8 protein-coding genes are annotated in these 11,591 nt (G+C 46.9%); all 8 read right to left on the bottom strand.

Annotation, left to right across the window (positions count from 1 at the left end):
• The coding region (locus AB4517_RS03115) for an IS4 family transposase (RefSeq protein ID WP_372147876.1) at positions 1 to 1,289 on the bottom strand (1,289 nt) is incomplete at its 3' end.
• A gap of 135 nt (positions 1,290 to 1,424) precedes the next feature.
• The gene (locus AB4517_RS03110; RefSeq protein WP_017062893.1) at positions 1,425 to 2,042 is read right to left on the bottom strand and encodes a TRIC cation channel family protein; all 618 of its coding nucleotides are present in this window, start codon (positions 2,040 to 2,042) and stop codon (positions 1,425 to 1,427) included.
• A 74-nt stretch (positions 2,043 to 2,116) separates the two neighbouring features.
• On the bottom strand, positions 2,117 to 2,986 hold the full coding sequence (btuF, locus tag AB4517_RS03105) for a vitamin B12 ABC transporter substrate-binding protein BtuF (protein WP_372083388.1): 870 nt from the start codon (positions 2,984 to 2,986) through the stop codon (positions 2,117 to 2,119).
• 1 nt (position 2,987) lies between these two features.
• Positions 2,988 to 3,941 (bottom strand): cobalamin biosynthesis family protein, encoded by a 954-nt coding sequence (locus AB4517_RS03100; RefSeq protein WP_229647462.1) that lies wholly within the window; start codon positions 3,939 to 3,941, stop codon positions 2,988 to 2,990.
• 10 nt (positions 3,942 to 3,951) lie between these two features.
• A complete protein-coding gene (mtnN, locus tag AB4517_RS03095) occupies positions 3,952 to 4,647 on the bottom strand; it encodes a 5'-methylthioadenosine/S-adenosylhomocysteine nucleosidase (RefSeq protein ID WP_012603226.1) in 696 nt (231 codons plus the stop codon).
• Positions 4,648 to 4,774: 127 nt separating this feature from the next.
• Positions 4,775 to 5,203 (bottom strand): DUF1499 domain-containing protein, encoded by a 429-nt coding sequence (locus AB4517_RS03090; RefSeq protein WP_017059301.1) that lies wholly within the window; start codon positions 5,201 to 5,203, stop codon positions 4,775 to 4,777.
• Between the two features lie 172 nt (positions 5,204 to 5,375).
• Positions 5,376 to 6,788 carry an FAD-dependent oxidoreductase gene (locus AB4517_RS03085; RefSeq protein ID WP_372147875.1) on the bottom strand — a complete coding sequence of 471 codons (1,413 nt, stop codon included), beginning with the start codon at positions 6,786 to 6,788 and terminating at the stop codon, positions 5,376 to 5,378.
• 16 nt (positions 6,789 to 6,804) lie between these two features.
• A complete protein-coding gene (gene gltB, locus AB4517_RS03080; protein WP_372147873.1) occupies positions 6,805 to 11,268 on the bottom strand; it encodes a glutamate synthase large subunit in 4,464 nt (1,487 codons plus the stop codon).
• Positions 11,269 to 11,591 lie beyond the last annotated feature (323 nt).

Genomic DNA, 11,591 nt, shown 5'->3' with positions numbered 1-11,591 from the left:
CCCGTTCGCTTGGTATTCTTCCAACCACCTAACCGAGCAATACCGTTGTAAGCCCATGATATATTAGGCGCTTCTTTCGGTAGTTCTTTCTTCTCCAACTTGAGCCACATTAACTTCCACGCTTTGCCTCTTAATACCCGCTCACAACTGGTCTTAGATAACTCGTCTGATTCATTCATAAACCTCAACTGGAGTAACCGAGTCGCGATAAAAGCCAAAATAACGCTGAGCCTCTCTAAGTTGTCCTTACTTTGCATTCTCAGTTGCTCAACCTCTGTCCCTTCACTTTTCCAGACTTTATGAAAATCTTCTATCAGCCAGCGCCGCTCATAATAACTGACGATTTTGAGTGCCTCTTCCTTGCTCGTTATCGGCTCAGAAGTCAGTGAGTGCCATACGAGCTTATCGCTACTCTCTCCTTGTTCTATACATCCCACGTAGTAAAGCGGAATGTTATCGAACTCTTTCTTGTTAGCAGGAGACTTGAGTGTCACGGGGGCATATTTGATATCTAAATGAGCCTTGCGAGCTTTACGCCCCCCTTTTTGCGGTATTTCGAGCACTTTCTCTCCGGCTGATAACAGGGTAGAGGCATAGCTATAAAGACGATTATCATGCTCTTCAATACAGCGGCTTTGCATTGAGCTAACGATGAACCTTTGTTGTTGCTCTCGCTTGTAAGTGAGGTATTCAAATAGGTCGGCTTCTCTATCGCACACAGAAATGACATCCGAAATTTTATCGCCAAGTCGCTCAGCGACATGGCGAGAGGCTTGTTCCCACTTATAACTTTCTTTCTCTTTGTATGGTCGAGTCGCATGCTGGTGCCTTTGGCCTCGCTTTTCTATATCACGAGTCCAGCGCTGTTGTTCAATTAAACCAATAACAGATTGAGTGTCGGGAGCAAAAAGTAAGGTTGAGTGTACGAACATGGCGCGATGTCGGTTGCCTTGATTGGAGTGCCCGAGTTCATCTCGAATGCTGCGATGGGAGTAACTGAGAGAAGTGGTGTCTTCTAAGGCAAGAAGTGTTTGTTGCTCTAATGCTTCTTGTGCGGTGACATAAAACCCCGCTTCTGCGATATCTTCTGCTTTGATTTGCTCATTACGGATGAAGCGATAAGCCCCTTCCATTTCAGCAGGGGAGATAATGAGTTTCGAGACGGGTACACCAGGTTGCTCGGCCAGTGAGGCTGCGAGAGTAACGAGTCTTTGAGTGCGTCTAGGGTCATTTAGGTGGGCTTGACCGAACTGTTTTTGTGCCCAGAGGGTTGGCTCTATATAGGTCATGATAATCATCCTTGTCATTGCTTAGATGATCAGATCATGAAACCTAAAAATAGTTCAAAAAAAATCCCCAAGCGTGGCTTAGGGATTTGTGTATAAGAGACAGCCCTAGGGAGCCTTTCACTTTGTAACGTTAGCTTATTTGATGGCGAAGGTCGGCAATGATAAATGCCAACGAATAGCGCCAAGCCTTATCAATAGTGTTGAGAACACGCCGGCCAGAAATGCAGTTTCTGAATCGTGCCCCATGCTGATCGCCATGGTATGGAAAGTACCACCAATGATACAAGCGGTCGCGTAGACTTCACTTCTTAGAATCATAGGCACTTCACGGGCAAGTACGTCGCGGATAATACCGCCACCGCAGCCGGTGATGACACCCATGATGATCGCCACTAGTGCTGAATCTTGATAGATAAGTGCTTTTTCTACACCAATGCCAACAAACACCGCTAGGCCAATCGCATCACATACCGGCAATATCCACCAAGCCAGACGTTTCGGGCGTCTTACAATAATCATGGTCAGCAAACAGGTGATGATGATGACCCAAAGGTAGGTGGTATCGGTGATCCAAAACACGGGAGTTGCACCCAATGCCATGTCACGAATTGTGCCGCCGCCAATCGCGGTTACACTGCCTAGAACGGCGACGCCAAAGGGATCCATCTTAAGACGGCCAGCGACAAATACGCCTGAGACGGCAAAGATGGCAGTGCCAAATAAATCGATAATATAAAGCAGCATGGAGTCCATGATACTGGTGCTCTTATAGTTAAAATTGTAGGGACAGGTCGGTGGCGAATTGTACGAAAAAACGCAGCAAATAGTTAGTGATTTTGCCTAGCTCTATCGAAGAAATCGCACACTTGTTGGATCGCTTTCAAAGTTCTCGTTGTCGGGCGATTAATCCAGTCTGAATTGAGGGACCAAATCTGATTTTGAGCGACTGCTGGGATTTCATCTTCCCATGTTTGCCACATGGTTCCATTCTCAATCGCGTGCTGAGAAGTGAAAATCACTTGCGGTTTTCTTAATACAACTTGTTCAATACCAACTTGCGGATATGGCGAGGCGCTGTCTTCAAAAATATTGTGTCCACCACAAAACTCAAACACCTCACTTGGCCAGTGTCCTTGAGCAACAGTGATGATCGGCTTTTCACTGAGCTGGTAGAAGTAGTTTACTGGCTCGGCATCTTTGTATTCTAGTCTCAACGCGTTGAGCTGCTCTCTGTATTGCTGAGCGTTATTTTCGCCAATGCTTGGATCGCTAGCGTATTCGCTCAGTTGTTCAATATTGGTTGCGATACTGTCTAGGCTTTTGGTCTTGGAGTAGTAAATATTAAAACCAAATTGCTCTAGTTTCGCGAGCTCTCTGGGCGGGTTTCCCGCTGGCCACGCAAGAATCAAATCAGGCTGAAGTGCGATGATCTTCTCAACCTTGATACCTTGATAGTTTGCCACTTTTTCAAGCTTATCGGCTTGTGGTGGGTAATCACTTCGTTCACTTACGGCGACAAGGTTGTTACCTAAACCTGCGCTGTACGCGAGTTCAGTGGCATGAGGAGCAAGGCTGACCACGCGTTGAGCCGGCTGTACTTGTTCTTGAGTCAGTGGTACTTCTTCTGCAAATGATAAAGGCAGCCATAAGCTGGAAGACAAAATAGTAAGGCTTGTAACAAGTGCTGAAGATTCCACTCTAAATCCCTTGGTGAATAAATAGTAAGGCTAGGCTTTGTAAAAAGATCCAGATAGCGATGCGACCAAAGAGTAGTTTCTGAACCTGAGATAGATGCAGAGCTGACGGTGCGATTCTTCCGCCTAATTTTGCGCGAATGGCTTTAGTGTTGTCGTAAATCGCAGGGCCACCCAATGATAGTTCAAGCTTGTTGCCAACAGCCGTGATCAACCAGGCTGGGCCGGGTAGTGGCCAAGAGCGACTTTGGACTAACATCATCTTAAATGTGTGCGTTGCTTTATCACCACATACGATCATCAAAGCAAACAAACGCATCGGTATAAATTCGAGAATCGCGACTATCTTGATCGCCGTTGAGCCGAACGGAGAAAATTGCTTGCGACTTGGCGACCAAGCTCGAGCTAACTCGACCACAAGGCGATACATTAACGCAGCGATTCCACCACCAATGGCGTACCAGAAAAACACACAAACTACGTTACGAGCGTAACCCATGATGATGGTTTCTGTGGCGGCTTTGCCGAGGCCAAGTGACGAAAGTGATTCGGTTTGACGATTGACAATCGGAGCCAGTAACTGACGAGCGGCCGCTTTATCTTCTCGGCCAAGTGCTTTGATCAGTTGGTTAGCCAGCTTTTCATTATTGCGCCAATCAATCGCGAGTAATAACAGTGCCAATTCAAACAGTTGAGATTGCCAAACCAACGATTGCAGTGCCAAGAGAATAACCAGAGTTGGCAGTACCATTAACCCCCAAGCTAATGTACCTGAGATTAAGCTTTGGGAATAGTTGTGGTTGTTATTAACCTTGCTTGCTAAAAGCTCAGCAAACTTATGCCATAAGGTCGTGGGGTGTGCGGCATGGGGGATAGGTAAAATTAAATGAAAAAGCAGTGCTCCCCACATCACAAGGAGCACGCCATTTGCAAATACCTGATCAAACAGTGTTTGCATGTCTAGTCGCTTACTTTAGTAGGGCAACCATCTTGATAACCATTTCAGAAGAGCTTTGCGCTGCTAGTGGCAGGAACTCTTCGAAGCTCATTGGTGATTCTTTGTCTGCAACATCAGAGATTGCACGAACAACCACGAATGGTACTTGGAATTGGTGACAAGCTTGAGCGATAGCCGATGCTTCCATCTCTACAGCTACCACTGATGGGAAGTGCTTACGGATGAACTCTTGGCGTTCTGCTGTACAAACAAATGCGTCGCCAGTACAGATAAGGCCACGAACGGCGTGCTTATCTTCCATTTGTGCTAGTGCTTGTTCTGCAACAGCCATCAGCTTGTCGTCAGCTTTGAACGCTGCAGGTTGACCTGCCATTTGGCCGATTTCGTAACCGAAAGCTGTAACGTCTGCATCGTGGTGTCGAACTTCAGTTGAGATAACCACATCGCCAAGGTTCAGTGTTGAATCAAAACCGCCAGCAGAGCCCGTGTTAAGAACGACATCTGGTTGGTATTCGCTTAGTAGGATTGAAGTACCAACAGCCGCTGCTACTTTACCAATGCCAGATTGAAGCAAAACAACGTCAACACCATTTAGCTGACCAGAGAAAAAGGTACAACCGCCTTTATTAACTTCAGTAATGTCTGAAATTGCTGCTTTTAGGATCGCAACTTCTTGCTCCATTGCGCCAATGATGCCGATTTTCATGTGTAGTCTCTTAATAAATAATATTTAAACAGTAGAGCGAAATTGTAGCATGGATAAGAAGTGTCGAGCGACTGCCCAGAGGCACTTCTCATCCGAATAGTAGTGATTTATCTGCGTATTCTTTTATCTATTTGATTAGGCCTTCGCTTTTCAAGCTAGCACGAAGTTGTTCAGCTCGTTTTCGGTTTACGCCAAAATCAGAATGGCCAGTACGAGACTCTGAACGCACGATCAGTTTGCCATCCGTGATCTTAAGCTCTAAGTCATCGACAAAACGCATGATGCGAGAGGTACATTCAACACGCAGATAATCTTCTGTTTTACTCGCGGTTTTCGATCCCGGTAAGGTTAGTGCAACCTGCTCAATCGCATCTAAGCTCGCTGAATCTGACAACTCAAACGCGGCCAATGCATGTTGCTCACGATCATCTTGAGTTGATACGCAGTTTGGTTTGTCTCCACAAGGTGATGAAGTTCTGTCTTTCATGTCCGTGATTCCTTGGCTGCAAGCGGTTAACGTTAAAAGTGATAACGAGAGGAGAGCTGCTTTTTTCATAATGTTTCCTATGGCGTTGTTTTAATTGTAGTTATAGGTATTGGCTTGTTTGCGATTGTTTTACGTATTTTTCGATATGCTTGTGATAAACGTATCTAATTCAAAAAAGGATCCATCATTGGATCCCTTTTTTATAGTAACGGCCTGAGTAATAAAGGAAACCTTAGATTAGTCACACTTCTAGGTAGTCCAAGATCCCTTCTGCGGCTTTACGGCCTTCATCGATAGCGGTCACCACTAAGTCAGATCCTCGAACCGCATCACCACCTGCAAAGATCTTGCTGTTGGTGGTTTGGTATTGAAACTCTTGTTTGTTAGGAGCCTTGATGCGACCCCACTGATCGAGCTCCACACCGAAAGGTTCTAGCCATTCCATCGCATGAGGTTGGAAACCAAATGCCATGATAACGGCATCTGCTTCAAGAACATGCTCACTACCTTCGACAGGTTCCGGGCGACGGCGACCTGCTTCATCAGGTTCACCCAAAGCGGTTTTTACGAATTTAACGCCAACCACATGACCAGTGCTGTTAAGCTCTAAGCCAATAGGTTGGAGGTTGAACTTGAACTTCACACCCTCTTCACGCGCATTCTTCACCTCACGGCGAGAACCTGGCATGTTGGCTTCATCTCGGCGGTAAGCACACACCACATCTGCCGCATTCTGACGAATAGAGGTTCGAACGCAGTCCATCGCCGTATCACCACCACCAAGCACGACGACTTTCTTACCTTGCATATCGATAAATGGGGTTGGGTTTTCCAGTTCCATGACCTTGTAGGTATTAGAAATCAAGAATGGCAGAGCATCATAAACGCCCGGTGCATCTTCGTTGTCTAAACCCGCACGCATGTTTTTATAGGTGCCGACACCAAGGAAAACAGCGTCGTAGTCATCGACGAGTTGCTGAAGTTGTACATCTTTGCCGACTTCGGTATTCATTTGGAACTCGACGCCCATCTCGCTAAAGATACGGCGACGATTTTCCATGATGCCTTTCTCAAGCTTGAACGATGGAATACCAAACGTCAGTAGGCCACCGATCTCCGGATAGCGGTCAAACACAACGGCTTTTACGCCATTACGAACTAGGATGTCAGCCGCCGCTAGACCTGCTGGCCCCGCACCGATGATCGCGACCTTTTTATCAGTCCACTCAACGTGAGACATGTCAGGCTTCCAACCCATCTCAAAGGCTTTGTCGGTAATGTACTTTTCAATATTGCCAATGGTTACGGCACCGAAATCGTCATTGAGGGTACAAGAGCCCTCACACAAGCGGTCTTGAGGGCAAACTCGACCGCAAACCTCAGGCAGGCTGTTGGTTTGGTGAGACAGTTCAGCGGCTTCGATAATACGCCCTTCATTGGCAAGCTTAAGCCACTGAGGGATGTAGTTGTGAACAGGACATTTCCATTCACAGTATGGGTTACCACAGTCTAAACAACGGTCTGCTTGCGCTTTCGCTTGCTGTTTAGTGAAAGGTTCGTAGATCTCTACAAACTCAATCTTACGTATCTTGATTGGTTTCTTCGCTGGGTCTACGCGATTCACATCAATAAATTGGTATACATTCTGGCTCATTATTGGCTCCTTCCAATTATTGCGCTTGAACACGAAGTTCAGCAGAGCTGCGGCTTTGGTGACCGAGCAAGGTGTTAAGATCCGCCGTCTTTGGCTTCACTAGGTAGAACTTCGGAATCCATTCATCAAAGTTCGCCAGAATCGCTTCAGCGTGTACTGAACCTGTCTCTTCTAAGTGCTCTGCAATCAAACCACGCAGATGTTCTTGGTGGATGTATAGATCAGACAGAGAAAGTGCCTCAACCGATTCGTTATTTACTCGACCTTGGAAGTCTTCGTTCTTATCCATGACATAAGCGAAGCCACCTGTCATACCCGCACCGAAGTTGACGCCAGTTGCGCCAAGAATGGCAACAATACCGCCGGTCATGTATTCACAGGCGTTGTCACCAGCGCCTTCAATCACAGCAACCGTACCTGAGTTACGTACGCCAAATCGTTCGCCAGCCGTACCAGCTGCAAACAGCTTGCCTCCAGTTGCGCCATACAGACAGGTGTTGCCTATGATGGTCGCTTCGTTACAAGTAAATGCGGTGCCTTGGTGAGGCTTGATAACCACTTTGCCGCCAGCCATGCCTTTGCCAACATAGTCATTGGCATCGCCTGTTAGGTAAAGCTCAACGCCGCCTGCGTTCCAAACCGCAAAAGATTGGCCTGCTGTACCGTCGAGATATAACTTGATTGGTGAACCTGCCATCCCTTGGTTGCCGTATCGCTTAGCAATTTCACCAGAGATACGAGCACCAATCGAGCGGTCTGTGTTGATCACGTTGTAGTAAAGGCTGGTGGATTGACGTTTCTCAATTGCATCGAGTGCATCATCCAGAATCTGCTGGTTGAGCTGAGCTTTATCAAATGGTGCGTTTGGCTCGGTCCAAAACAGTGGGTGACCTTCTGGAGATACCGGAGCTTCGAGTATTGAAGAGAGATCGAGCTTGTTCTGTTTCGCGGTGAGACCTTGAACGGCTTCAAGTAAGTCAGTACGACCAATCAGGTCCGTTAGTTTTTCTACGCCGAGTTCTGCAAGGTATTGGCGAACTTCATCGGCTAGGCCTGTAAAGTAGTTCACCACCATGTCTGGCAGGCCTTTGAAGTATTCGCGGCGTAGTGTTTCATCTTGAGTCGCAACACCCGTCGCACAGTTGTTTAGGTGACAAATTCGTAAGAACTTACAACCCATTGCGACCATTGGCGCGGTACCAAAACCAAAGCTTTCTGCACCGAGAATCGCACCTTTAATCACATCAAGGCCAGTTTTTAAACCACCATCGACTTGCAGGCGGATCTTATGACGAAGCCCGTTAGCAACCAGTGCTTGTTGAGTTTCTGCTAAGCCAAGCTCCCAAGGGCAACCTGCGTATTTTACCGAGGTTAGAGGGCTTGCCGCGGTACCGCCATCGTAGCCAGAAATGGTGATCAGATCGGCATAGGCTTTCGCTACACCAGTTGCAATCGTGCCTACACCCGGTTCCGATACTAACTTTACTGAAACCAAGGCTTTAGGGTTCACTTGTTTAAGGTCGAAAATCAGCTGCGCTAGATCCTCGATAGAATAAATATCGTGATGTGGAGGAGGGGAGATCAGTGTCACCCCTTGAACTGAATATCTCAGCTTAGCGATTTCTGCGGTAACTTTATGGCCGGGCAGTTGACCACCTTCTCCAGGCTTCGCACCTTGCGCGACCTTGATCTGCAAAACATCCGCATTGGTTAAGTAATGTGGCGTCACACCAAAACGACCGGAAGCTATCTGCTTGATACGAGAGTTACGGTCAGTACCAAAGCGTCGAGGGTCTTCACCACCTTCACCAGAGTTTGAGTAACCACCCAAGCGGTTCATCGCCATTGCTAATGCTTCATGCGCTTCTGGGCTCAAAGCACCGATCGACATTGCCGCAGAGTCGAAGCGTTTAAACAGATCGCTGTTAGGCTCGACTTGCTCTAGTGGTAGAGGCTGATCGGCTTTTTTGAGGCTCATTAAGTCGCGTAACATCGCAGCTGGACGAGCATTTACTTGCTTAGCAAAAGAGAGATAATCCGATGTCTCACCTGTTTTTACTGCAGTTTGCAGAGTGCCAACCACATCAGGGTTATAGGCGTGATATTCGCCGCCGTGTACGTATTTGAGTAAACCACCGTGCTCGATTGGCTTACGCTTAGTCCAGGCTTTACGCGATAAGTTATAGATATCTTGTTGGAAATCGCTAAAGCTTGCGCCTTGGATTCGAGTGGTAACTCCGCGGAAACAGAGCTCAACAACATCGGAATGAAGGCCAACGGCTTCGAAAAGCTGTGAACAGCGATAAGAGGCAATGGTTGAAATTCCCATCTTCGACATGATCTTGTACAGACCTTTGTTGATGCCGTTTTGGTAATTTTGCATTGCGGCACGATAATCTTTATCTAAAGAGCCATCATCCAACATTTTACCTAACGCTTCATAAGCGAGGTATGGGTAAACCGCGGTTGCACCGAAGCCAAGCAGCACAGCAAATTGGTGTGGGTCGCGCGCAGTTGCTGTCTCAACAACGATGTTGGCATCACAACGCAGGTTGGTGTCAGCAAGCCTTGTTTGCACCGCACCAACCAACATGGCTGCAGGGATCGGTAGTTTTCCTTTCTCTAAACCTTTGTCCGACAGCACAACTAAAACCGCACCTTCGCTGACTTCTTGTTCGGCGCTATCACATACTGCTTTGATTGCTTGTTCTAGATCTTGGTTATTCGGGTCGTAGTGCATGCTGAGAATGACATGACGATAATGTTTTTGACTCAACTGCAGAAGCTGCTGCATGTCTGAGTAAAGCAGTACTGGTGAATCAAACGTGACACGATAGGCGTGACCGTCTGTTTCACAGAACACGTTCATCTCTTTACCAATACTGGTCGCCAAAGACATCACGTGTTTTTCACGCAATGGATCAATCGGTGGGTTGGTGACTTGTGCAAACTTTTGACGGAAGTAATCAGTGACCAAGCGTTCTTTTGAAGAGAGCACAGCCATTGGCGTGTCGTCGCCCATTGAGCCCACTGCTTCTTGCCCCATATCACCAAGCACACGCAGCACTTGGTCGGACTCTTCGTTGCTCATCGCAAACTGTTTTTGGTAGGTCTTGAGCGTATCATCGTCAAAGCTACGCTTACCCACTTGGTCATCTTGCAGCGCAGAAAATGGCGTTAACTTGTGAACGTTCTTTTCCATCCACTCTTTATATGGGTGGCGGCCTTTGAGGTCATTGTCGATCTCATTAGATTGCCATAGCTTGCCGCGGCGAGTATCTATTACCAACAGTTCGCCCGGGCCAACACGGCCTTTCTCTGCGACTTCATCCGGTGCATAGTTCCAGATACCGACTTCTGATGCGAGCGTGATTAGATTGTCTTTGGTAATCACATAACGCGCAGGACGCAGGCCGTTTCTATCTAGGTTACACGCAGCGTAACGACCATCTGAAAGTACGATACCAGCAGGACCATCCCACGGTTCCATGTGCTTTGAGTTGAAGTCGTAGAATGCACGTAGATCTGGGTCCATATCTGGGTGGTTTTGCCAAGCGGGCGGCACAAGCATGCGCATCGCTCGGAACACATCCATACCACCGGCAAGGAACAGGTCGAGCATGTTATCTAGGCTTGATGAATCTGAGCCTGTCTCATTCACAAAGGGTGCGGCGGTTTGTAAGTCTGGCAGCAACGGCGAAGAGAATTTATAGGCACGAGCCTTAGCCCATTGTCGGTTACCTTCAATGGTATTGATCTCACCATTGTGCGCTAAATAGCGGAATGGTTGAGCCAGTGGCCAACGTGGCTGAGTATTGGTTGAGAAACGCTGGTGGAACAGACATATCGCCGATTCCATGCGTAAGTCTGCAAGATCGAGGTAAAATCGCGGAAGATCGGCCGGCATACACAGACCTTTGTAAACCATGACTTGTGTCGAAAGGCTACAAATATAGAAATCTTTGTCTTCGGTGATCTGTTTTTCAATTCTGCGACGAGCGATATAAAGGCGTCGTTCAATATCGCGTTCACGCCAACCCGCGGGGGCCGAGATAAACACTTGCTGAATATTGGGAACTGAATCTTTGGCAATCGGACCTAATACGTCGGTGTTGGTCGGTACTACGCGCCAACCTGCAACCGTTAAGGTCTCTTGAGCGAGCTCTTTATTGACGATGTCTTGCGCGGATTGCGCTTTGATTGGATCTTGGCTGAAGAAAATCATGCCGACAGCGTATTGCTTGCCGAGCTTGAAGTTATTCTCTTCAGCAATAATTCTGAGATAAGAGTCAGGCTTCTGTAGTAATAAGCCACAGCCATCCCCGGTTTTACCATCCGCAGCGATACCACCACGGTGTGTCATGCGATCGAGGGCTGAAATAGCAGTTCTTACCAACTTATGACTAGGTTGGCCTTCCATTTGCGCTATTAAACCAAATCCACAGTTGTCTTTTTCAAGACTAGGATCATATAGAGCCATTGCAATTCTCCCTTTTGCTTCTCTGTCATCCAGACAGTAAATGACTAACTATTCATATACTTGTTGTTTTTTATAAACTGATAGTTTGCTTTAGCCAGTTAAAACGTTATTGGTTGTGTTAACAAAACCGATTGATTTTATTTTCATCAGCTTTACAACGTATAGCTAATTGTGTTTAAGGTCAAGTTCATGGTTAATTATCATGCATAAACGCGATTAGCCACTTAATAATCTAAAATAGTCGATGGATATCAATGAGATATATAAGGTGAATGTTAACGAGATTTAACATATACAACAGGATGATTTTGAAAACGACAAAT

The organism is Vibrio sp. 10N.222.52.C3 (assembly GCF_041474195.1).
Taxonomy (GTDB): Bacteria; Pseudomonadota; Gammaproteobacteria; order Enterobacterales; family Vibrionaceae; genus Vibrio; species Vibrio crassostreae_C.
The sequence above is the reverse complement of the archived record's forward strand: the minus strand, read 5'-3'. Positions and strand labels throughout refer to the sequence as shown.

What these genes read in the sequence shown, in the direction of transcription:
- AB4517_RS03110 (WP_017062893.1), bottom strand. Translation starts at nt 2,042, where the DNA reads ATGGACTCCATGCTGCTTTATATTATCGATTTATTTGGCACTGCCATC.
- AB4517_RS03100 (WP_229647462.1), bottom strand. Translation starts at nt 3,941, where the DNA reads ATGCAAACACTGTTTGATCAGGTATTTGCAAATGGCGTGCTCCTTGTG.
- mtnN (WP_012603226.1), bottom strand. Translation starts at nt 4,647, where the DNA reads ATGAAAATCGGCATCATTGGCGCAATGGAGCAAGAAGTTGCGATCCTA.
- AB4517_RS03090 (WP_017059301.1), bottom strand. Translation starts at nt 5,203, where the DNA reads ATGAAAAAAGCAGCTCTCCTCTCGTTATCACTTTTAACGTTAACCGCT.
- AB4517_RS03085 (WP_372147875.1), bottom strand. Translation starts at nt 6,788, where the DNA reads ATGAGCCAGAATGTATACCAATTTATTGATGTGAATCGCGTAGACCCA.
- gltB (WP_372147873.1), bottom strand. Translation starts at nt 11,268, where the DNA reads ATGGCTCTATATGATCCTAGTCTTGAAAAAGACAACTGTGGATTTGGT.